Annotated in this window: 21 protein-coding genes, 1 tRNA gene and 3 pseudogenes; 14 read left to right on the forward strand and 11 right to left on the reverse strand. The window is 51.5% G+C overall.

Translation table 11 applies throughout. The features are described from left to right. Positions 1-202 precede the first annotated feature (202 nt). The 6 genes from bchH to CKL79_RS05275 form a co-directional block, all read right to left on the reverse strand. On the reverse strand, positions 203-3976 hold the full coding sequence (gene bchH / locus CKL79_RS05250; RefSeq protein ID WP_121968546.1) for a magnesium chelatase subunit H: 3774 nt from the start codon (positions 3974-3976) through the stop codon (positions 203-205). A 68-nt stretch (positions 3977-4044) separates the two neighbouring features. Continuing rightward, positions 4045-4476, reverse strand: coding sequence for a type II toxin-antitoxin system VapC family toxin (locus CKL79_RS05255; protein WP_121968547.1), 432 nt, complete (start codon positions 4474-4476; stop codon positions 4045-4047). 3 nt (positions 4477-4479) lie between these two features. Continuing rightward, positions 4480-4800, reverse strand: a complete 321-nt coding sequence (locus tag CKL79_RS05260; RefSeq protein WP_121968548.1) for a hypothetical protein — start codon at positions 4798-4800, stop codon at positions 4480-4482. Between the two features lie 101 nt (positions 4801-4901). Continuing rightward, entirely contained in the window at positions 4902-5831 is a 930-nt protein-coding gene (locus tag CKL79_RS05265) for a restriction endonuclease (RefSeq protein WP_121968549.1), read from the reverse strand. A 411-nt stretch (positions 5832-6242) separates the two neighbouring features. Then, positions 6243-6797: an FKBP-type peptidyl-prolyl cis-trans isomerase gene (locus CKL79_RS05270; RefSeq protein WP_121968550.1), complete on the reverse strand. Its 555-nt coding sequence runs from the start codon at positions 6795-6797 to the stop codon at positions 6243-6245. A 104-nt stretch (positions 6798-6901) separates the two neighbouring features. Further along, entirely contained in the window at positions 6902-7225 is a 324-nt protein-coding gene (locus CKL79_RS05275) for a phasin family protein (RefSeq protein ID WP_121968551.1), read from the reverse strand. 248 nt (positions 7226-7473) lie between these two features. Here CKL79_RS05275 and CKL79_RS05280 point away from each other — a divergent pair, with 248 nt between their 5' ends. From CKL79_RS05280 to CKL79_RS05300, 5 genes are all read left to right on the forward strand, one after another. Then, positions 7474-7812 (forward strand): zinc ribbon domain-containing protein, encoded by a 339-nt coding sequence (locus tag CKL79_RS05280; protein WP_121968552.1) that lies wholly within the window; start codon positions 7474-7476, stop codon positions 7810-7812. 409 nt (positions 7813-8221) lie between these two features. After that, the gene (gene prfC, locus CKL79_RS05285) at positions 8222-9856 is read left to right on the forward strand and encodes a peptide chain release factor 3 (RefSeq protein ID WP_121968553.1); all 1635 of its coding nucleotides are present in this window, start codon (positions 8222-8224) and stop codon (positions 9854-9856) included. 183 nt (positions 9857-10039) lie between these two features. Continuing rightward, on the forward strand, positions 10040-10228 hold the full coding sequence (locus CKL79_RS05290) for a hypothetical protein (protein ID WP_121968554.1): 189 nt from the start codon (positions 10040-10042) through the stop codon (positions 10226-10228). Positions 10229-10345: 117 nt separating this feature from the next. Next, positions 10346-11641 (forward strand): adenylosuccinate lyase, encoded by a 1296-nt coding sequence (gene purB / locus CKL79_RS05295; protein ID WP_121968555.1) that lies wholly within the window; start codon positions 10346-10348, stop codon positions 11639-11641. A gap of 166 nt (positions 11642-11807) precedes the next feature. Continuing rightward, the gene (locus CKL79_RS05300; protein ID WP_170943978.1) at positions 11808-13091 is read left to right on the forward strand and encodes a pentapeptide repeat-containing protein; all 1284 of its coding nucleotides are present in this window, start codon (positions 11808-11810) and stop codon (positions 13089-13091) included. Positions 13092-13239: 148 nt separating this feature from the next. On the opposite strand, the gene CKL79_RS23765 is transcribed toward CKL79_RS05300, so the two are convergent. From CKL79_RS23765 to CKL79_RS05320, 5 genes and pseudogenes are all read right to left on the reverse strand, one after another. Then, on the reverse strand, positions 13240-13695 hold the full coding sequence (locus CKL79_RS23765) for a transposase (RefSeq protein ID WP_240518679.1): 456 nt from the start codon (positions 13693-13695) through the stop codon (positions 13240-13242). Then, positions 13692-14231, reverse strand: a complete 540-nt coding sequence (locus tag CKL79_RS23770; protein WP_240518680.1) for a hypothetical protein — start codon at positions 14229-14231, stop codon at positions 13692-13694. The genes CKL79_RS23765 and CKL79_RS23770 overlap by 4 nt, the downstream gene beginning before the upstream one ends. A gap of 42 nt (positions 14232-14273) precedes the next feature. Further along, positions 14274-14489 carry a DUF3800 domain-containing protein gene (locus CKL79_RS05310; RefSeq protein WP_121968557.1) on the reverse strand — a complete coding sequence of 72 codons (216 nt, stop codon included), beginning with the start codon at positions 14487-14489 and terminating at the stop codon, positions 14274-14276. A 58-nt stretch (positions 14490-14547) separates the two neighbouring features. Beyond that, positions 14548-14859: pseudogene (locus CKL79_RS05315) on the reverse strand (N-6 DNA methylase); the annotation flags it as partial. Positions 14860-14896: 37 nt separating this feature from the next. Then, a complete protein-coding gene (locus CKL79_RS05320; RefSeq protein ID WP_121968558.1) occupies positions 14897-15547 on the reverse strand; it encodes a VTT domain-containing protein in 651 nt (216 codons plus the stop codon). 278 nt (positions 15548-15825) lie between these two features. On the opposite strand from CKL79_RS05320, the gene CKL79_RS05325 reads away from it, so the two are divergent. From CKL79_RS05325 to CKL79_RS05360, 9 genes and pseudogenes are all read left to right on the forward strand, one after another. Beyond that, complete coding sequence (locus tag CKL79_RS05325; protein WP_121968559.1) at positions 15826-16425, forward strand: hypothetical protein; 600 nt, start codon at positions 15826-15828, stop codon at positions 16423-16425. Positions 16426-16508: 83 nt separating this feature from the next. After that, positions 16509-16580, forward strand: a tRNA-Gly gene (locus CKL79_RS05330). Between the two features lie 315 nt (positions 16581-16895). Continuing rightward, complete coding sequence (locus CKL79_RS05335; RefSeq protein WP_121968560.1) at positions 16896-17762, forward strand: AraC family transcriptional regulator; 867 nt, start codon at positions 16896-16898, stop codon at positions 17760-17762. Between the two features lie 40 nt (positions 17763-17802). Continuing rightward, positions 17803-18543, forward strand: a complete 741-nt coding sequence (locus CKL79_RS05340) for an AzlC family ABC transporter permease (RefSeq protein WP_121968561.1) — start codon at positions 17803-17805, stop codon at positions 18541-18543. 27 nt (positions 18544-18570) lie between these two features. After that, complete coding sequence (locus tag CKL79_RS05345; protein WP_121968562.1) at positions 18571-18897, forward strand: AzlD domain-containing protein; 327 nt, start codon at positions 18571-18573, stop codon at positions 18895-18897. A gap of 29 nt (positions 18898-18926) precedes the next feature. Further along, a pseudogene (locus CKL79_RS24340) lies at positions 18927-19031 on the forward strand (glutathione S-transferase N-terminal domain-containing protein); the annotation flags it as partial. A gap of 87 nt (positions 19032-19118) precedes the next feature. Continuing rightward, a pseudogene (locus tag CKL79_RS23445) lies at positions 19119-19376 on the forward strand (glutathione S-transferase); the annotation flags it as partial. Between the two features lie 582 nt (positions 19377-19958). Further along, entirely contained in the window at positions 19959-20960 is a 1002-nt protein-coding gene (locus CKL79_RS23100) for a PAS domain S-box protein (RefSeq protein ID WP_170943979.1), read from the forward strand. Continuing rightward, on the forward strand, positions 20878-23070 hold the full coding sequence (locus CKL79_RS05360) for a PAS domain-containing protein (RefSeq protein ID WP_121968563.1): 2193 nt from the start codon (positions 20878-20880) through the stop codon (positions 23068-23070). The genes CKL79_RS23100 and CKL79_RS05360 overlap by 83 nt, the downstream gene beginning before the upstream one ends. Positions 23071-23095: the final 25 nt, after the last annotated feature.

Below are 23095 nucleotides of genomic sequence, written 5' to 3' on the forward strand. Positions count from 1 at the left end.
AACGCTGCGGCATGTTTGCTCACCACTGGCGCTGGCGCAACAATCGGTAACTGCATCCTTCACCTCCTGCTCAAAACCTTTGAACCTAACGCCTAGTCTACCTCAGACGCGATATGATGATTTTTCTCTCATGAGAGCACAACACTCAAGTAATGATCATGTTGGGAAATACCATTTAGCGTCACTAGAAGACATTGAGCTTTCAATTTGTCTCGACGCCTTCTAGCGCTTGGTCAGCTACATCGTAGAGTGTTTCTAGTTTTTCTAGCGTCTCAGCTGGGGCCTGCCACAGGTTACGGTTACTGGCTTCTATCATCCGCCCGACGATGTTGCGAAAGGCTTCTGGATTGGCTTCTCTTAGCCGCTTAGCCATATCTGCGTCTAGGGCGTAAGTCTGAGCGGCCTGGTCGTAAACCCAATCATCTTTGAAGCCTGTGGTGCCGCCCCAGCCGACTAGCGCTGTCAGCCGTTGAGAGATCTCATAAGCTCCGCCCGAGCCCTGCTGTGCCATCGCTTCAGCCCATTTGGGGTTGAGTAGCTTGGTGCGATACTCCATCCGCAGTACCTCTTCTAGCTGCCGTGGGGTGGTATCGGCTGAAAAGCTCTCTACAAAGCTGGCGGTGACTCGTTTACCCTGGCGCTTTTCGGCGGCTTGTTTGAGTGCGCCTGTATTGGCGTAGTATTCTTGAATGTCGGTAAGGCCGTATTCTACAGAGTCAATTTGCTGCACGATGCGGCTGGTGCTTTGCAGTAGCGTATTCAATACTTCTGGGCGAGACTGGCCTTTGTCGCTGCGGCCATAGCTGAAGGTATTGCGATCGCACCACGTCTCTCCCAATTCCTCACCTGACTCCCAATTAGAATCTATTACCCGATCATTGACCAGCGAACCGTAGTCACCTGACGGGTTAGAAAACAGCCGCGCCGACACATTTTCGACGCCTTGGGCTTTTAGCGCTAGCGCGTGCTGACGAATAAAATTCTGCTCGGGCGGCTCATCCGCTTCAGCCGCTCTTTGAAACAAATCGTCCAACAGCTCAATAATATTCACGAAACTATCGCGGAAAATCCCTGAAAGGTTTGCCAACACGTCAATTCGAGGGTGGTCAAGCTCATTTAGGGGAATCAGCTCGTACCGAACAATCCGCCCGGTGCCTTCTTTTACAGGTGCTGCGCCGACTAGCTCCAACAAAATGCCAAGAGATTCTCCTTTGGTCTTAATCGCATCCAATCCCCACAGCATCACAGCGATAGTTTCTGGATATTCGCCGGTCTCCGCCTGACTTTGTGCGATCAGTTGGTGGGCAATGGCGCGGCCCCTTTCATAAGCTGCTGGTGAGGGCATCCGGTAAGGGTCTAGGGCGTGAATGTTTCGGCCTGTGGGCAAGACCCCGGGTCCATCTCGGAGTAGATCGCCGCCGGGCGCTGGTGGAATGTATTCACCATTTAGGCCGCGCAGCAGGTTAGTGAGTTCGTCTGTGGTTTGGGCAAGGCCGTGACGAATATCAATTGCCTCTGTCAACAGTTCCACCGTCACCGGCTCCGAGGCAGGATAGCGACGCGCTAAAGATTCAATGTCAGGGTTGGCGGGTAGCGTGTTCTCTGAAATTTGTTCAATCAGGTCAGGAGAGAGGCGATCGCCAAAATACGCATTCAGATAGCTGCTCAGTTCCTCTGGCTCAGGCGCTTGCCCAAGCACATGCAAGCCACTAGAGAACAGGCGATTTTCCAATACCTGTAAATACTCATAAACCGTGACAAAGTATCGCTCTATAGCTGCGCTGCTGAACAGCCGAACGTTTTCTAGCGTAAAGTCTAGTCCCTGCGCCTTTAGCTCTGCCATCGGGCAATCGGCTGCCAGGCCCGTGTCGACGATTTTCTGAAGAATAGGATCACGCAACACCGCATTGACCTGGGGATCGGCGCGAAACTCTGCTATCAGCTCTCTCAGCAGCATCAGCTCTTTGTATAGCCCCGCTCTACCATAGGGCGGCACATTGTGAGAGATAATCAGCCCATAGCCGCGTCGCTTGGCGAGAATAGATTCTGAAGGATTGTTGGCCGCGTAGATATAGAGATTTGGCAGGTTGCCTAGCAGAATGTCAGACCAGGAATAGCCGGTATTGCCCAAGGGCGAACCCGGCAACCATTCCACCGTGCCGTGCATACCAAAGTGAATGACCGCGTCAGCCTGAAAGTCTTTTTCTAACCAGGTATAAAAGGCCGCGTACTGCGGATGAGGGGTTAGATCTCGCTCAAACATTAGCCGCATTGGGTCGCCGGCAATGCCTAGCGGTGGCTGCACTCCAATCCATACGTTGCCAAGACGAATGCCGCCGATTAAGAAATCTTCACCCAGTGTTTTGATTCCCGTTTGGGTGAGAGACTGCCACTGCTTTTTGATTTTGGAGGTTTGGAGATATCCCAACCATGTTTCTAAAGTCTGGGCGCTGACCGCCGCTGGAATATCAGCGCCTGAGTCTTCTGCTTTTCGCTTTCGGGCAGACCATAGCCCTTCGTCATCAGCGTCTTTGACCCAATCGATCAAGGTCTCACCGTTTTCAGGGAGCTCTCCAACCTGATAGCCCTGATCTTTGAGAGCTTGCAACAGAGCCAAGAGGGATCTCGGTACGTTGAGCAGAGCGGCGGTTCCGGTAGCTCCGTAGCCAGGCGGAAAGCCGTAGACAATGATGGCGAGTTTGCGATCGCGCTTCTCCTTCCGCCTCAACGCAATCCATCGCTTCACCCTGCCCGTCAGCCGCCGCATCCGCTCCGGCACCAGATAGATCTGATCGCCCACCAATCCGCCCAAAGGCACTGGGTCAATTGCCCCGTCTAGCTCAGGCAGCGAATAGAGCACCACACTCTGCAATCCCCCAATGCCCTGCCGCGTCCAAGACGCAATATCTTGAATCAGCAGTGGCGCAGAGACAAAGTAGGGTACATTTTTCGCGCCCAGAATCTTTTTGGCAACGGCTACCTGCCGCCCGGCTTCCATAGAGCCCGCTGGCCCGCCTACGAGCGGAAACCCGATGGTAGAAACAATCGCGTCTACCTGTACCGCCTCTTTTGAGAGAGACGGGTACTCTGTATTTCCTAAAGCCCGCTGGGTCTGTTCGTAGGCGCTAGTCATCAGATCTCGAACGGCAACGTGACCTTCAACCCCGTTGATGAAAATTGGCAGCGGCCTCAGCCCGGCCTGCTCAAAGTAACGAATAAGCTGGAGAACATAGGGCTGTTTTGTAATCACATGCTTGCGGTACAGCAGAATTCCAACTGTTGGCAGCCCCTTGTCTTCATGAGTTTCGGCATACCATTTCGTATACGCTTTTGGTGATTCAAAATAGCCATCATACTCAGGATGCAACAGACCAATGTTGGGCGTTTCTATAGCTGGCGGAATCTCTCCTACCGGCAGATCTAAGTAGTTCTCTGCTAGCACCCAGAGCATAGCCGCTACATTCTCTGCGCCGCCTGCATTCCAGTAGCCGTAAATAATGAGCCAGTTGCGCAAGTCCTGCACTTTGCGCGCAGGAATGTACTTCAACAGTTTGGGGCCAACTTTCAGAAAGCTGATGTAGCCTGCTAGCTTGTCTTCCTCTTTGCCGCTGCCGAATTTGCTCAGAATGAACTGCACCGGCTTGGGCATCCCTTTGGGCTTTTCGCCAATGGCAAATTTGCCTAGCTGAGTTAGCGCCATTAGCTCCAGCGCTGACTCAAATACCAGACGAATGGGGATTTGCTGAACGCGATCGCGCAGCCACAGCACCTGATCATAGTCAAAAATCAGGCTGGCAAAGAAACCATCTGCATTCTCCAGCGCAGCAGCAATGGCGTCGGGTTGGGCGATGAGATCGCGATCGCAAAACACCCGAATATCCAAATCTGGGCAACGCGCCTGAGCTAGATCTGCCGCCTGCTGATACAGCCGCGTATTAAAGGCTTCAAACCCTGCAATTAGGACAATCCGTGGCATAGTGAGGGCTCGCGTAGCTAACTACTAAATTGTAGCGAGAGTGAAGAGTCACAATATGAATGGTTCGGCTACACCCAAGATGCCAGTGGAAACTTCATCACGGCTTGTATACGCAAAAAGTCTCTATCTGTAGAAACGATAGATAGTTCGTAATGAATGGCGGTGCAGGCAATCCAAAGATCATGATCGCTGATACCGATATCTTCAATTTTAGTTTTACGTCGCTTAGGGCCATAGTAGTGAATTAACTCTGCCTTGAGCTGTCCGTACAGCTTGGCAATCTGGCTATTAAGGCGATAGACATATAGAGCGTTTAGATAGCGTTGAGCGATACGCAGATTTTGTTCCTGCTGCTCGGAGTTGTAGGCCATGTAAAATATTTCGCCCTGGGTGATGACGCTAATAGCTACGTTCTCCTCGCCAATGTCGGCAATGTGCTGTCGTATAGTCGCGTCATCTAAAAGCAGACGGCTCAAGTGGTTAGTATCAATTAGGTACAAACGCTACGCCTCAATTTGAGAACGGGTGTCGTAGACTGTTTGAAGGCACTCTTCAAAATCGCTACCTTCCCAGGTCTCAGTGATATCTAGCAAGGGGTGATCATCAATAGGTGGCCGAATGTCAGCATCTTTAGATTGAATAGCTAACGAACCGCTGCTTAAGTCGGACAAGTTTGTATTAGGACTGTCTTTGAGGGGAGGCGATAACGGCTTCTCGTAGCGACGCAGCAGAAAATCGACAAACTCAATGACTACTGCCAAGATTTCTGGTGGAAGTTGGTCAAGCTTCTGGCTAAGCTGTGCTCGCCGGTTAGTCGCTGTCATAGTTGACTACCTAGAAAATCAAGGCTGCTCAAATTATACAAGTTTGCCCTAGACTTTACAGATTTCTCTAGGGCAAGTCGTTTAATAAGTCCCTGCTCGCTTTATAGTTCAGCTTCAGTAAAGAAGTCTGCGTCGATGCGCTTGATATGAAAAGTTTCTTGAACACTCACGCCTACGCCGTGTTCGATCATTAACTGAGCCAATTTCTGTCCGTCAATTAATACAATTTTGCTATCCCTTAGTCTCTCGACGTATCTGATAGCGTTGTGGGTAAAAGTAGACGTTGTGATAAAGACACCTTTACGCGCACCAATGCCAGCGAGCGCGCCCTGAAAGGCTTGAATTTTCTCTCGTCCGACGGTGTTACTATTCCAGCATTTTGCCTGAATGTATATGGTGTCTAAGCCGAGCTGATCCTCTTTAATTAGCCCATCTATGCCACCGTCCGGACCGCGAGGTACACCTTCCACGTCTTGAATGCTACCGCCGTAGCCCATCGCATGGAGTAGCTGTAGAACTAACCATTCAAAGGCGCTGGGATCAACCTGCTGCATTTTATCGAGAAGGTTATCCCTTAAATTTGCCTCGATAGTGGCATGAGCTTCTCGAATCTTTTCATCGGGGGTACTTTCGTTCGGGTTACTGCTAGTATCAGAAACCTGTTTCTCTACGTTGTTAGGTGCTGCACGATCACTAAATTCTTGGTATTCTTCAAAACGCAGCAGGTAGGCATTATCAAGAGCAGGCGGGTCGTCTGCAATGACTGCTTTGCCTCGTTCGGTAATTCTGACGTAGCCTCTGCGAGTGCTTTCTAAAAGGTTGGCTTTCCGGAGATAGGTCGTCGCCCAACCTGTGCGGTTGTCGTAGGTTGCTTGGCGTCCGCTCGGGAGTCTGATGGCTCTCTGTTCTGGGGTAAGCTGGAGCTTTTGGGCAACGCGGTCACGTAATTCTCCCACAGCGTGCTCGTTGCCGTCTTCTGCGGCTATTTTAAGCAGGGGCAGCATCAGTTCATCGTAGGTGGGTATAGACATAGAGAAATGAAGAATCCGAAGGGACAAGTAGATTAGATTTGGCTACCCTTTGTAATACCCTTTGTATTTTTATATCCTAAACAGGGCTTGCTGAAAAAGTCAGATTAGGCCATTTATCGGCTGAAACCCTTGTAATCTCGTTGCCGCTTTCAGGTTTTACGCTTAGGCAAGTACAAGGTAAAATCGGCTGAAACCGCCAAAACTCGTTGATTACCCTTGCACTTGTTTGTGAATATTTCGGCTGAAGCTTATGTATACGAAGGGTTTAGACTTTTTCAGCAAGCCCTAAACATATTGGTACTTAATCTTATACCGGACACAGATCATAGTGCCGTTAGAAAGCCTTCACCGATTAGAAGCTGCTCTAACCCTGTGAAGGCTTGTCTGCTATAGGTTGTTTTGGCTGGCTAGCTAGCTACCGATGCGCAGTAGCTCTACATCAAAGATCAGCGTAGCGTTAGGAGGGATGACACCGCCTGCGCCGCGTGCGCCGTAGCCCAGGTCGGGAGGGATAATCAGTTTGCGGCGATCGCCTACCTGCATCATCCCGACACCTTCATCCCAGCCTTTAATCACCTGACCTTGGCCAATAGTGAAATCAAACGGACGACCGCGATCGCGCGAGCTATCAAACTTGGTGCCATCTTCCAGGGTACCAACGTAGTGGACAAACACCCGCTGACCTGGCTGTGGCGTTGCGCCATCGCCTTCAGTGATAACTTCGTACTGTAAGCCCGAGTCAGTCGTTACTACATTGCTATCCGCCGCTGCTTCACCTGACATATCATCTCCCATCAAATCATTTGCATTTTGGGCAACTAAAGTGCCCGCTTCCGAAGCCATTGCCGGAATGTCGGAGACGCCAGAAGCGATCGCCTCTGCACTGCTGCCGCCTGTGAACTGAGCCACCAGTAGCACAGTACAGCACACCACCAGTACGCCAAAGCTAATTAATATTTCTCTCATTGTCTTAAGGAATGTATTTTTCCAGACCGTTCCAAATTCACGGCCCCAGTGTACGACGCTTTAGGGTCAAATTTAGCGCCTACTCACTTAAAGCTAGCCGTTTTCTAGCGCCACTGCTTATTTTCCATATCGCGTAGCTGCCGCTCTAGCCGATCTAGCCGCCCGCGCAGCTCATCCATTTCTGCCTGGCGGGGCACGCCCAAATCTTGCATAATATTGCGCACCTGCCGCCGCATTTGCTGCTCTAGCGTGCTTTGGTCAATATTAAACTGAGCCATAAAATCATCGACAAATCCTTTGGCCTGCTCAGGATCTAACTTACCTTCGCGAACAAGATCTTCACTCATTTGCTTGACCCGTTCAGCGACCAGGGAGGTCGTGCCGATACCAAGCATCAATAGCTGTCTGAGTAGATTAGAAGTGTCCATAGTAGTTTCCGTTCAAGCGCAGAGGTCGCAGTTACTATCTCATTTTGACAAACTATTTTCTGCTCAGCGGACGGTTTACCGTATGAGATAGCAGACTCTACTCTGATCGTCAGTCAGGGCAGTGCTCATGCCTATCTAAGCAATGCCTATCTAAGCTCTTACGCTTTGGCTATGCTTTTAACAGCAGAAAATGTATCTGCTGATTTAAGCGCCCCCTTGTCTGATTCGAACAGAGGCCACCCACCCACATGCCTGTTTGCCCGAGATGCGATCGCTCCATTCCCGAAACTGCTCTGAGTTGCCCCTACTGCAAGCTCAAGCTCAAAGCCCACGGCCACCCCGGCATGACGCTATACCGGGCCGAGAGCAATACGCCCCTGTGCGCTACCTGCCTTTACGATGCAGACGATAGCTGCAATTTTTCTAAGCGACCTGACGCGATGACTTGCACACTCTATCAGCCTCTCAGCGCAGTGTCAGAGCCCGATCCCAAGGCGGTGTACCGCATTCCCTGGTGGCGTAAGTACCGCCTGTGGATAGCCCTAGCTGGACTGATTGCCGTCAGTCTATTGGTTGCCGTCCTCTGAGCTAGGAGCTGAGTAGATGATCAAGCAGTCTCTTACGCCGCAAATCTCCCTATAGGTAGCGCAAAACTATAGTAGAGCGTGCTATCACCTCCATAAGCGATTCCCCCTACCCAAAAAACTTGATGTTGGCATATACCACCCTCTCTGACTATATCCATCTGGCCACAGCCTCTGAATTTGCGGTCTATGCACTTGGCCTACTGGCCGTCATTGCTGTGCCAAGCTTACTGTTTAGTCTGATGGACAAGCTAAACAGCAAATCTGGGCAGAACTCTGAAAAGTCGTAGCGGTTCACCGCTTTTGTGGCCCGCCTCGTTTGTAGCGTATGGGTGAAGCCACTCCCTTTCACCGTTAAGCGATGACCTCGCACAAAGCACTACAATTGGTTAAGCAAAGCCACTAATCGCCGATGACCTCCACTCTTGTGCCCAGTAGCGAAATTGCCGAAGCGGTCGAGCATCGCCGCAATTTCGCCATTATTTCTCACCCTGATGCCGGTAAAACGACGCTGACCGAAAAGCTGCTGCTCTATGGCGGCGCTATTCATGAGGCGGGTTCGGTCAAGGCCCGGCGGGCACAGCGTCACGCAGTTTCTGACTGGATGGACTTGGAGCAGCAGCGGGGCATCTCAATTACGTCAACGGTGCTGCAGTTTAGCTATAGCGACTACTGGATCAATCTGCTGGATACGCCCGGTCACCAGGACTTTAGTGAAGATACCTACCGGACGCTGGCCGCTGCTGACAATGCGGTGATGCTAGAAGACGCGGCTAAAGGCTTAGAACCGCAGACCCGCAAGCTGTTTGAGGTGTGCCGGATGCGCGACATGCCGATCTTTACTTTTTTTAATAAGTTAGACCGGCCCGGACGTGACCCGATTGAGCTGCTCGATGAAATTGAGCAGGAGCTAGGGCTGAGTACCTACGCGGTGAATTGGCCGATTGGGACGGGCGATCGCTTCAAAGGCGTTTTTGACCGTCGCCAGCAGCAGTTTCACCTGTTTGAGCGGACAGCACACGGCAGCAAAGAAGCGAAAGACACGGTGATTGAGCTGGGTGACCCCCGAATTGAAGAATTGATTGGGCAGGAGCTGTACTACCAGTTTAAAGAAGAGCTGGAAATGCTCGATGAGATTGGCCCCGAACTAGACTTAGAGATGGTACATGCCGGTCAGATGACGCCTGTCTTTTTCGGCAGCGCCATGACTAACTTTGGCGTGGAACTGTTTTTAGATGCTTTTTTAGACTACGCGCTGAAGCCAGGGCCGCATGAAAGTACGCTTGGCCTGGTACAGCCGACGCAGGAAGATTTCTCTGGCTTTATCTTTAAGCTGCAGGCAAATATGGACCCTCGGCACCGCGATCGCGTTGCTTTCATCCGCGTCTGCTCTGGCAAATTTGAAAAAGACATGGTCGTCAGCCACGCCCGCACCGGTAAAAGCGTGCGCCTCTCCCACCCCCAAAAGCTCTTTGGCCAGGGCCGCGAATCGCTAGAAGTGGCCTATCCGGGCGATGTCATTGGCTTGAATAATCCGGGCGTGTTTGCTATTGGTGACACCATTTATCAGGGCGAAAAACTGGAGTACGAAGGCATTCCCTTTTTCTCGCCGGAGATGTTTGCCTACCTGAAAAACCCTAATCCCTCTAAGTTTAAGCAGTTTCGCAAAGGCGTTTCTGAGCTGCGAGAAGAAGGCGCAGTGCAGATTATGTATTCTGCTGATGAATCTCGCCGCGATCCGATCCTGGCTGCTGTCGGTCAGCTCCAGTTTGAAGTTGTGCAGTATCGCCTGAAAAATGAATATGGCGTAGATACCTTGCTAGAGCCTATCGGCTATAGCGTGGCTCGCTGGGTAACGGGCGGCTGGCCCGCTCTGAAAAAAGCAGGACGTATCTTCAACACGGCGACGGTAAAAGACAGCTATGGTCGCCCGGTTTTACTTTTCAAAAATGAGTGGAACTGCCGCCAAACTGAAGGCGATCACCCTGAGCTGAAGCTTAGCAATACCGCTCCGGTAGTATCGGGTATGGAACCTGAAGATATTTAGTAGATAGTAGATAGGGCAATTGTTACAGTCTCGCCGCAGACATTAAGCGTTGCTAAGGTTTAGCCGGTTTGGGTCTGGGTAAAGGGGGCCATCGCTACCATTGAGATATGGGAAAAGGTGACGATATCGTCAAGCGTCAGCACCTACGTAAAACCCATACAGTCATTCCTGGCGGAACGATCCATGAACAAGAGCATTCTCTCTCTCATCATTCTGGGTATTGCCCTGGCATTTCTCCATGTGCCGCATGCCATGATTACGGTGGGGATTATTGCTGGCTTAGTGGCTGCCGCTGTTAGGCTATCCTGGGCGCTACTGCAGTCATTTTCTCAGTCTTCAGGATCGCAGCCGGCTACCGTACGCATCTTATAAGAGCGCTGCTCAACTTGCTCTGGTGTTTAAAGTTAGGCACTCAGATTCAAGATAGGGTGAGAGGCCGGTGCGATAACCCGATAGAATGAGCCGGTTGCTTTAGGCCCAGTGCACTCCTTGATAGAACGCTACACGCTGCCCGAGATGGGCGAACTATGGACAGACCAATATAAGTTTGAAACTTGGTTACAGGTAGAAATAGCCGTCTGCGAAGCGCAGGCCCAACTAGGGCGCATCCCGGCCGAAGCGGTAGAGACTATCAAAGAAAAGGCCGATTTCGAGGTGGCGCGTATTCTCGAAATCGAAGCCGAAGTGCGGCATGATGTGATCGCCTTTCTCACTAATGTAAATGAGTATGTCGGCGATGCGGGCCGCTATATTCATCTGGGGATGACCAGCTCTGATGTGCTCGATACGGCGCTGTCGCTACAGATCGTCGCTAGCCACCGGCTCATTCTTACCCATGTCGAAAATCTGATTCAAGCGATTCGCTATAAGGCGCAGGAGCATCGGGATACGGTGATGATTGGGCGATCGCACGGCATTCACGCCGAGCCCATCACCTTTGGCTTTAAGCTAGCGGGCTGGCTAGCCGAAATGCAGCGCCACCGCGAGCGCCTCAGACGCATTGAAGATGAGATTGCCGTTGGCCAAATCTCCGGCGCAGTGGGTACCTACGCTAATATCGACCCGGAAGTTGAAGAAATTACCTGTCAGCTACTTGGGCTGAAGCCTGATACCGCTTCTACTCAAGTCATTTCTCGCGATGTCCATGCCGAATTTATCATGACGCTAGCAGGCGTCGGCGCATCGCTTGAGCGCTTCGCCGTCGAAATTCGTAATTTGCAGCGTACTGACGTGCTCGAAGTTGAAGAATTTTTTGCTAAGGGGCAAAAGGGATCTTCAGCAATGCCCCACAAGCGCAATCCGATTAAGTCGGAGCGGCTGACTGGCATGGCGCGAATTTTGCGGGGAAATGCGATCGCTGCTCTAGAAAACGTTGCCCTATGGCACGAGCGCGACATCTCTCACAGCTCCGTTGAGCGAGTGATCTTCCCCGATAGCTGCATCCTCACCCACTTCATGCTGGTAGAAGCCACTAAGCTCATCAAAAATCTGCTGGTCTACCCCGAAAACATGCAGCGCAACATGAACCGCTACGGCGGCGTGGTCTTCAGCCAGCGCGTGCTGCTCACCCTGGTTGACAAAGGCGTCAGCCGCGAAGACGCCTACCAAATTGTGCAGTCCAACGCGCATCAAGCCTGGAACACACCTAGCGGTAATTTTCAAAAGCTAATAGAAGCCGATCCTGAGGTCACCGCCCAACTCTCTGCTGAAGAGATTGCCGAGTGCTTTAACCCTGACTATCAGTTGCGCAATCTGCCCAAGGTCTATCAGCGGCTAGATATTTGAGGAGCGTTCCAGGATTGAGCAGTACTATCTTCAAGGACAAGTTCTTCGTATGAATAGAAGACTGAGTTTTTGGTCGAATTCCCTGATTCGCTTTTTGGGCGCTATTCTAATTCTCGGCTTATTGGGCTCAGTTATCTGGTTTGTGCCAAAAGTACAGGTAAGTTCGATGTCTTCTCCGACAGACCGAATGCAGGCGGAGACAGCTGCGCGTGACGTTATAGTCAAAGCGATAGGCGGACTTTTAGTTTTTGTTACTGCCTTTGTTAGCGTGGAGAACCTGCGAGCCACTGAAGAGAAGCAAATTGCAGAACGCTTTTCAAAAGCAGTAGAGATGCTAGGCCACGAAGAAAACGTTCATATTCGTCTTGGCGGAATATATGCTTTAGAGCGTATTGCTATGGATTCCAGAAAAGACCACTACCCTGTTATGCAGGTGTTAGCTGCATTCATTAGGACAAAAACATCTGTAGTGCGCGAACAAGTCTCTGATACAAAGCAACAAGACCTGCATCAATATGAGGAATTTTCATCTGCTAGAGATCATCATGAACAAGAGGAAGAGGAACGCTTCGGTGGGCATTACGGAAATTACGAAGATATGTGTGCTGGCGAATATGAGTACTTCATAGGAGCCCTAAATGAGGGTTACGTTCCCAATCACTCAGTTGATGTGCAAGTAGCAGTATCCGCAATAGGCAGACGAAATCTTAGCGATAGTAGCTCGTATTTTCTCGACCTAAGTAAGACGCTTTTAGAAGGAATTGCTTTTGAAGGCAACTACGAAAACGTAAACTTTTACAAGGCTCATTTCAAAGATTGTATATTCGGAACTCAATCAGGAGAAAAGTACACGAGCTTTCGAGACGATGATTTTAGGGAAGCTATTTTTGAGAAGGTAGAGTTTAAGCACTCTACTTTTAGAAAAACCCGCTTTAATAACTCCGTATTTGTAAGCACTACCTTTAAAGACACCGATCTTACAGGGGCAGATCTAACAAAGACGCAATTTTCTGGAGGGACGAAAATTTGTGGATGTAAGTTTATTAAAACCAACTGGACTGAGAGTAGTATAGGGGGCGAGATAAGAGCACCAAAGTTTGCATACTTTACGGGAAAGAGCGAAGTAAGGGACACAGATTTTAAGGATGCAAAGTTTACGAAAGCGAATCTTGTCAACGCCTTATTCAAGAAAGGTAGCTATCAGGGGACAAGCTTTGAGAAAGCAGCTCTCAGCGGTGTCACTTTCGAAGACGTTAACTTGAGAAACTCTAGCTTCATCGGAGCGCAGATTGGGCATGAATCAAAGTTATATATGGGCTACGAACAGTACGGGAGTCGAAAAAGATATCAGGAAAACTACTCTGATGAAGTTAGCTTTGTAGACGCGGGTATAAAAAGAGCAGATTTAGAAAAAGGGAAAGCAATTATCATTGAAGCTAATTTCAATTAACTCATATCTTGCACCAATCTCGATAAGCCCTGTCAGGCAAAGATTTGATGATAATTTCGAAGCCATAATGGGCGGCAATATCAGCATTGCGCCTGATTTGCCTGAGCATCTGAGACCAGAGCACAGAGGGTAACAGTTTCTCCAGAGGTCAACCCAATGTGCGAGCAGATAAGCATAAGCCTGCGGCAGGCTTCGCCAACAGCGACAGTACGAGCCAACGATACACACCGATTTTAGTGCTTTGGCCAAAGCAATGTAGGCCAAACTGATGCTTAGCGGTTTTGAAAAAGCCCTCAATCGCCCAGCATCTGCGGCCTAAGCGGACAAGATAAACGCCAGAATAAGGATGAGTCGAAGCGACAAAGCGCAACTCTCGTTTATTGTCCGCCCGTTTGAGCCAAAACCAAGAGACGGTGAGGGGATAGTCGATATCTTTGAGGTAGACCTGTAGGCCGCGCTTTGCCTTGCCTGGAAGGTCTTTTAGCTTCCGCCCATCCTGTAATAGCCGACTGTTTTTGACGCCGACGACGGCTCTCCATTTTCGCTGACGGACGGCATTGAGAAATTCGATGGTGCCAAATTCGGTGTCTGCCCAGGCAATCACCGTTCTGCCTTTGACCAGAGATTTGGGGATGCTGTCCAACAACTCGCGGCTAACTGATTCGGGCTCGGTTGCCCTTTCCCTCGCCAGACGCGGAAGCTCCACGGTATGCGCCGTTGGCCAATCACGATGTAGAGGACGACCAGATGCAGTCCACGCTTGCCATTGAGCATTCGCACCCAGGGTTCAGGCGCATCCATGTCCTCGGTAGGCGTGCTCAAATGCCAGAATTTGCCGGTCTTCTTCAGCGTGCTTAAATCTATCAATAACCGCACTGGAATACCCGCTGGCACTGGATGTGTCGCCAGTTGTGCCAAGATAGCGGCGCGGGTGGTGCGGATCACTTGCCGAGTTGACCAACGGTAGTGATTTAGAAAGCGGCTCAGTGAGCTGGCTGACTTGATTTGCGTATGTTCCGGTAGCGCATGACCTTGCGCGTCTAGAAACAAGCCTAAAATGGCTTTGAGACTCGCTTTTTGATAGACGCTGGGCATCAGGCTAATCAGGCTATAAACTAGTCCTTGGGCGTGCTGAAGCATGGTTACTATGACCGTCTTCTAAGTTTTACTACGCCCTTTTTTTCAGATTTTGGCTCTTTGCGCAACCCTTATTGAGAATGGTGCAAGGTCTGAGATATCCTTAAGGAGTCTATCTTTCACTATTTCATTTCTGAGTTGATTTAGCTTGTCTCTTAAATGCCTTGCTTCTTTCGTTATGACACAAGCAATAGCGAGTATCTTAGATTCTCTATCAACACCTGTTTCATCAATAAACATAAAAGTATTTTCTGCTGTCATTTGATATCTAGAAATCCTCGCAATAGCCTAAAACAATTCAACTTTATGCTAACCTCGCCCGATGCTCAGGCTTGCGATTACTCAGCACCCAAATGTAAGTCGCAATCCCCGTGTTGTAAAACATATTCAGCGGCAGCGCCACAATCGCCTCTAGCCAGTCATTCTCAATAATCCATCGTCGAATATTGCTCTCCTCTTGCCCCGCATCCCTGGTAAATAGCGAAGACCCGTTATGCACCTCCGCAATCCGACTGCCCAGCGGCGTGCTCTGCTTCATTTTCGAGAGCATATTCGCCAAAAACATCAGTTGCCCATCGCTAGAGCGCGTCACGAGCGAATATTCACTGTCCTCCGCGTGCTCAGTTACAAAGCAAAGCTGTAATTGCGCCAAGGTCACTTTATAAAGGTCACTTCACATTCGTCTGCCTCATCCACCGCTGCACCAGCTCAGCAATCAGCGCCAGACCGAATGCGCCCAGCAGGGCAAAGACCAGCAGCAGCTTTCCTTGAGCAAACAGCCCAGCCCCCAACGCCACAATCGGTGGGTTAGAGAGCGCAATACTGAGGACGAGCGCGGGCAGAAATTTCTGCCAGGGAGACCGAGCTAGCCCAATCCCATAAGCGACAAAGTCAAAAAAACCAGTCATTAGGCAAGCCGTCATCAAGAAAAAGTTGCGCTCCAGATGCCGCTGGCTAAAGCGGTCAACCCGGCCAATAAAGCGCTCCCCCACCAGCTTTTTAACCAGTTGCCGCCCAAACTGCCGCGATAGCCAAAAGCTCAGCGTACAAGACAAAAAATCTGACAGGCAGACCACTACCAGCCCTTCGCCAAAACCCAGCAGGCTTCCCGCCAAAATTGAGTAGGCAGTGCCGGGCAGCGCCGGAATCACCACGCTGGTAAAACGCAGTACAAACAGCCCAAGCGGTGCCCACAGCCCCATTTGCTCCACGCTGGCCCGCAGTTGCGCAATGCCATAGTGATTGATCAGCCCAACGGCGACAGCGACTAGCGCTACCGCCCCCAAAAAGCTGATCGTCTTGTGAATCCGTCTGTCCATGACTACGCACCCTATTTAGCGCCGCTGACTTTGCCGCGAAATACTACATACTGCCACATACCGATAGAGGTTGTAAGCCAGCATGCCAGTGACCCAAAAGCTGACCGCAGTCAGCATAGACACTAGCGAGTTCGGGGTGTTAGCTCCCTAGCATTTTGCCAGGGAGCATCGTAACTTCTAAAATAAAAGCTCAAGCCAGTTCGTTCATTGTCTGAGACTGGCTCTGTAAGCGCAAAATGTGTCATACAATTGCGTCTGAATTTGGCCGCAGAACCCCCATGAAATATCTGTCTGTTCTATTTAGCCTGTCTTTCCTCCTGGGCTGTTACGGGGCCAAAGTGCCCACCCTTTCATCAAAGGATCAATCAGACACTCAGTCCGACGTTGCCGAGGCCAAAGCCGCTAGCGCTGCCGATACGGAGGCAGCCACTGATAACAGCGGCGCTACTGATGGCGATGCAGAGGAAGCTACTGGCCCAGATGAGGCGGCCAGGAAAGAAATTGAAGGCGCTGAGCAAAAGAATGTCAAGCTCGTTGTAGAAGATCAAGCGACTGCCGGTCAAATTATTGTCAAAACGGTTGCTACTTCGCGAGATGGCTGGGTCTCGGTACATAAGAGTCAGGCGGATGGCAGTATGCAAACGCCTGAGAGCATTGGCCAGGCCCGCGTAGATTCGGGCGATAGCGAAGATATTGTCGTTGACCTGTGGGAAGCGCCTGCTGTGGGCGACAAGCTGTGGGTATTGCTGCACGTTGATGCGGGCGATCGCGGCCTATACGAATTTCCTGACAAAGACGTCGCTGTGTATAAAAATGGGGAGATTATGGCTAGATCTTTTGAGATCGAAAGCAGTGACCAAGCAGCCGACGAGGAATAAGCTGACTGGCCTGATCAACTCAGGTGAATGTTTACGCTGTACCTATAGACAATCTCGAAGCAGGCAGGCATAATTAAAGCCCTGCGGGTATAGCTCAGTGGTAGAGCGTTTGCTTCCCAAGCAAAATGTCGCGCGTTCGAATCGCGTTACCCGCTTCCTTCCGAAAGCCCTTTCGAGGCAAGGTCTCTAAGTGCTACCATATTCTGACTTATGAGCATGGGTCGGACGTTTTAAGGTGGTTTTAACCAGTTTATTGCCAGCAATTCTCATTATGAAAGTCATTCTTGTTCAAGCAGAAATATGAATGCTTGAAGGCCCCATTCTGCCGTTTTTGGATTTGGCCTAAACCGCATTTCAGAGCCGGATTTTAGTACAAAGGATTCGTTGTAGTGGTGAATGAAGTACCAAATGGACTGAAATCACTACGGTCTATACTTTTTCAGCAAGCCCTAAATAGTTTTGCCAGACCCATGAACCGCCTGCCCGCCCCTCAAGAGCACACCCACTTTTGGCGCGACCCGGTGCTGCGTAATTTGGAAATGCTGCACGCCACCTACATCACCTATGCTTTTTCGCGCCATGCGCATGAGGGATTTGGCATTGCCATTGTAGAAGCCGGAGCAATGGAATTTGAATACCGAGGAGCGACCTACATCGCGCCAGCCGGGAGTGTAGTAGTTATGCATCCGGGTGAGGTGCATACTGGGCAAGCCGTGCTAGAAACCGGATGGACCTATCGCACGCTGCTGCCCGCTGTCGATTGGCTGCAGCAGGCGGCGGTAGAACTGGCCGAGCGTCCGAGCGATATTCCCTACTTCTCATCGCCTGTGATTCACGATGCGCGGCTCAATCGACAGTTTGTCAACCTTCACCGCACGTTAGAAATCTCTCCTTCGCCCTTAGAGAGAGAGTCTTACTTTCTCTGGGGGATGACTCATTTGGTGAGCAACTATGCGAGCGATCGCCCCGCAGTCAGATCTGTTGGCAAAGAGCCCCGCGCCGTTCAGCAAGTACGCGAATATCTGATCGCCCACCATACTGATAATCCCTCACTCAACGAGTTAGCAGCGCTGGTGAATTTAAGTCCGCTACGGCTGCTGAGAGCCTTTCGCAAGCAGGTTGGGCTGCCGCCTCACGCCTATCTCAATCAGGTGAGAGTAAATCAGGCCAAACAGCTTTTGGTAGCCGGATGGTCAATCACCCACACAGCCCTAGAAACAGGCTTCACCGATCAGAGTCATCTGCATCGCCATTTCAAAAAAATGGTAGGCGTCACGCCCGGTCAATATGCGCGGGGCTGCAAAAACGTACAAGATCTAGCGCTACCCTTTGGCTAAGCTAGCGGTGTTCGTAGAGAAGCCTCCTGTGAGAAGACCCATGCCCAAAGCTCAGCCGCTGTCTCATCTATCACAATCTCGCCCGGCCTCTCCTCGCACTGAGTTCTGGGCAGGCGCACGGGATATTTTTCCGCTAGTGGTCGGAGCGATTCCGTTTGGCATTATCTTTGGCACCCTCGCTGTCAGCAGCGGTCTCTCAGTAGGCGGCACGCTGGCAATGTCGGCGCTGGTTTTTGCCGGGTCTGCTCAGTTTATTGCGGTGGGGATGATCGCAGCTAAGACCGGATGGCTGCTGATCGTGCTGACGACAGTTGTTGTTAATTTGCGGCATTTGCTCTATGCCGTCAGCCTGGTGCCGCATGTCAAACGGTTGTCGCAGCGCTGGAAAGTGCCGATGGCGTTTTGGCTGACTGATGAGGTGTTTGCTGTTGCCATTCGCCGCTATGAGGCTGACGACTTCTCGCCGCTGAAGCACTGGTACTATCTGGGGACGGCGCTAGCGATGTATAGCAATTGGCTGCTCTGTACGCTGCTGGGCGCTACCGCTGGGCGGCTAATTCCGGATGCGACCAGCTGGGGGCTCGATTTTGCCATGTCGGTCACGTTTATTGGCATGGTGATTCCCTATCTCAGAAGTAGGCCAATGTGGGTGGCTGTAGTCATAGCAGGCGTGGTCGCGGTCGTAGCCTATCCTTTGCCGAATAAGTTGGGGCTGATGGCGGCAGCGATCGCTGGTATCACCGCCGGTGTTCTCAGTGAACGCACCTTCAGCCGTGTTTAGATCCTCCTCTACCGTGGACTTATCCTAATGAACGAATTTCTACTTATTTCTGGTATGGCGTTAGTTACGTTTGCCATCCGCTACAGCATGTTTGGCGCTAGCAACCGGATCAAGCTGCCCCCGGCCTTGCTGAATGCGCTGCGCTATGTGCCGCCTGTCGTGCTCACTGCGATTGTGGTGCCTGAGGTGCTGCTCAGTGAGGGTACGCTACAGGTGAGCTATATGAATGCGCGATTGGTGGGGGCGATCGCCGCTGGCATTATCGGGGGGCTGACGCAAAATCTGCTGCTGACGATTGTGCTAGGAATGGCCGCTTTCTTCGGCTGGCAGGGAATGCTGGCCTTTTTGGGCTAGCTCATCCATAGTCGGCAGGGTTTCCTTACCGGCCCGACTACTTACGTATCTCTACCTCGCGCCGCGTGCCGACACTAACACAGGACGTTTTCCATCTCTCTGAATCCTCCGTGATTTCAGAATATCTAGAATAAATCTTTCCACCGCCGCAGTACGCTCGCCTCTACCCAGCCGATCTCCAAGCAAAGGCCAAAGCGCGAGAAATTTAAGCCTGGTTACGCAGCGATTTGATGCCCATTCGAGCGGAACGTCCGACTGACGTCATCTACTTTGAACCCGTAGATACGCCCTTGTCTGAGGCTGCCCTGGTCGCTGTAGAAAAGTTGTTTGCCGCTGTTGGGCCGCTGCTAGAGAGCAACAATAACTTATTTGGCGAATGGTGCATTGCCGACACCGATCTGGCAATTATGCTCAACCGCCTCATAGCTAACGGCGATCAGGTGCCAGAGAGACTTGTCGCCTACGTCCGGCACCAGTGACAGAGAGACTCCGTACAGTCATGGGGCAGCATTGCTCGCACAGCTTAAACAAACCAATTCGGCGCAGCTATGCGGGAGACGACATCCCCTCTGAGCTGGACTGATTTTGTCTTTATAACGACCAGGAGAAGGCAGGTATGGACTAGATTTCGAAGCTAGCTAGCAAGGCAACCCGACTGGTAACATAGCGGTGTCGGTGGGGCGCAGATGTTTTGAGACGCGCGAGCCGCAAGCGGTTTTTACTTCATCTTCTCAATTACCTACGTATGCATCCAAACGATCGCTCTGTTGACCCGCCCCATCATCGAAATGATTCTGTGATGCCGCAGGTCAGGCAGCGCCGCTGGTCGCTATTGACTATAATGATCTATAGGGACGGCGATCGCCCTGCTAACCTCAGCCGTTGCGCCCGCTCACAGCAGCCAGTTTAGCCATAGCGCCGTCCATTCAGCCGATAGCGGCGAGCTAGTTCAGTTCAGTTAGGGAGAAGCGCGATCGCAGACAGTATCCGAGCAGGTCTACCAAGCAGCCCTCTTAATCGGTCTCTCCGTCCTGCTGCTGCTCAGTATTCTAATCTTTCTAATGTGGCGGCACCTGTCAGCCCATAGTAAAGACAGCGCCGCGATCGCTGAGCAAGCCGAACGACTGCGGATCACCCTTGACAGCATCGGAGACGCGGTCATTACGACTGATGCCGAAGGCAGAGTTACCGATATGAACGCTGTCGCTGAGTCACTAACTGGGTGGCCTCTCAACGAAGCAACCGGTCAACCGCTACCTACTGTCTTCCACATCATCGGTGAAGACACCCGTCAAACCGTGAATAGTCCTGCAATTAGAGCATTGACAGAAGGCACTATTATCGGCCTGGCAAACCATACTCTCTTAGTTGCTAAAGACGGCACAGAACGCCGGATTGACGACAGCGCTGCGCCAATTCGCTCGGGCAAAGGCGAGATTGTAGGCTGCGTGCTGGTATTTAGAGATGTGAGCGATCGCCGCCAGCAGGAAAACCAATTGCGAAACGAGCAAGAATGCTTAGAGCTAGCCCTCTCTGCTGCTGACTCAGGTCAGTGGGACTTAAATCTCATTGACGGGTCAGCCTATCGTAACCTACGGCACGACCAAATTTTTGGCTACGACTCACTGCTGCCTGAATGGACCTACGACATGTTTTTAGAACATGTTCTACCGGCGGATCGCCCTTTGGTAGATCAGACATTCCAGCAAGCGATAGCGAAAGGCACCTCCTGGGACTGCGAATGTCAGATTCTTACAGTAAAAGGCATAGAGCGATGGGTGTGGATAAAGGGAAAAGTCCAACAGAATGCGAATGGCCAAAACGAGCGGATGCTCGGGCTTGTGAACGACATCACCCGTCGCAAGCAAGTAGAGGCAGAAATTCAACAGGCCCGCTCGCGGTTAGCCTCAACATTAGCAGCTAGTGAGATTGGCACCTGGGAGCTAGACCTTGCCACTGGGACTATTCAAAGCGATCTCAATGGCGAAGATGTTCGGCCTACCGCCCGCCGCTGCTGCTGCTGCTCCCAGAGACGTCTACAGAAATGCTATCCATCCAGATGACCGAGAGCGGTTGATAGCAGTAGTTGAGCGATCGCTGACAACGGGTGAAAACTACGAAACCAAGTACCGCATTACTAGACCTGAGGGCGCAGTTCGCTGGGTTATCGCTCGCGGACGGATTGAGCACGACAAGGCCGGTCAGGCGGTTCGGTTATTGGGAGCCGTTGTTGACATCACCGCTCAGAGAGAAGCCGAAGATCAGCTACGAGAGAGCGAAGCTCGATTTCGGCGGCTAGCCGATGTGATGCCGCAAATCGTTTGGGTCACCGGGCCAGACGGTTTGAATGAGTATTACAATCGCCGCTGGTACGAATACACTGGCTGCACCTCAGAAGAAGGCATGGGCGAGCAGTGGAGCATTTTCATTCACCCGGAAGACCAGCAGCGTGCCATTGATCGGTGGAATGACTGCGTACGGACGGGTAACCCCTACGAAATTGAGTATCGCTGTCGGTCAAAGACAGAAGAATATCGCTGGTTTTTAGTGCGGGCCTTACCTATGCGCAACGAGGCTGGGCGAATTGTGCAGTGGTTTGGTACCTCTACCGATATTGAAGACTTCAAGCGCGCCGAAGAAGATCGGCAGAACTTTGTGCGACTAGCTGACAACAGCACCGAATTTATCGCCATGTGTGACTTGTCGGGCGTGCCGTTTTACATTAATCCAGCCGGGCTCGAAAAGCTTGGCATCGGCAGTATGGCGGCAGCGCGCCAGATCAACTTGGGCGAAGATCTCTTTTTTCCCGAAGATCGAGATCGGATTGCCAACGAATTTTTACCGGCTGTATTAGAAAACGGCACGGGGACAACCGACTTGCGTTTTTGTCATTTCGAGACTGGAGAAACCTTGTGGATGGTGTCCAACGTCACCGTTCTGGTCGATGACAAAGATCGGCCCATAGGCTTTGCGATGATCAGCCAGGACATCACTGAACGGCGGCACCTAGAAGAGAACCTGCGACACTTAGCGGCTGACTTGTCCGATGCGGGTCGGCGAAAAGACGAATTTTTAGCCACGCTAGCTCACGAACTGCGCAACCCACTGGCCCCCATGCGCAACGGTCTACAGATTATGCGGCTAGCCGGTAACGATACCGAAGCAGCCGAGCGAGTCCGCACCATGATGGAGCGGCAGCTCAACCAAATGGTCAGACTAGTAGACGATTTGCTAGATGTCAGCCGGATCAGTCACGGTAAGGTGGCGCTTCGCCGTGAGCGCATTGAGCTAGCACCCATCATCGAGCAAGCCGTCGAGACCAGTCGGCCCGGCATTGAGTTAGCCCGGCATCAGCTGACGGTAGGTATACCGCCGCAGCCGGTATATCTGCATGCTGACCCGGTGCGGTTAGTTCAGATATTTAGCAATCTGTTGAACAATGCCAGCAAGTATAGCGAGCCTGCCGGGCAGATTGTTGTGAGCGCCGAGCAGCAGCAGCAGCAGGTAGCCATATCAGTTAAAGACACCGGCATCGGCATCTCGGCGGAGATGCTCCCTCAAGTGTTTGGCCTGTTTACTCAAGTGCATGGGGCACTGGAGCGAGCCTCTGGAGGCGAAGCGGCCTCAGAGACAGGTGGCCTGGGCATTGGTCTCACCTTAGTTAAGCAACTGGTCGAAATGCACGGCGGTACGGTTAGCGCTTTTAGCGAAGGACTAGGTCAGGGCAGTGAGTTTGTCATCCGGCTACCTGTCGCGGCTGCCCCCGCTGGTCAACTAGAGTCTACCGCCAGCAAGCCTACTAAGACGAGTGCCCGGCGCATTTTAATTGTCGATGACAATGAAGATTCGGCGCTATCGCTAGCAATGCTATTTGAAATTACTGGGGACGAGACGCAGACTGCGCATGATGGGTTGGCAGCGATAGAAGCTGCCGCCGATTCTCGACCCGATGTAGTGTTACTCGATATTGGCCTGCCAGGTCTGAACGGCTACGAGGCGGCGCGGGCCATTCGAGAGCAGCCTTGGGGTCAGAATATGATTTTGATCGCTTTGACCGGCTGGGGGCAGCCAGAAGATCGGCGCAAATCCACTGAGGCTGGGTTTGATGCGCATATGGTCAAACCAATAGATCACGACGATCTTTTGCAGTTGTTGGACGAACTAATCGAGTAAATTCCAATGCCCGCCGCAGACCTAA

This window comes from Leptolyngbya sp. BC1307 (genome assembly GCF_002286735.1).
Classification (GTDB): Bacteria; Cyanobacteriota; Cyanobacteriia; order Phormidesmidales; family Phormidesmidaceae; genus Phormidesmis.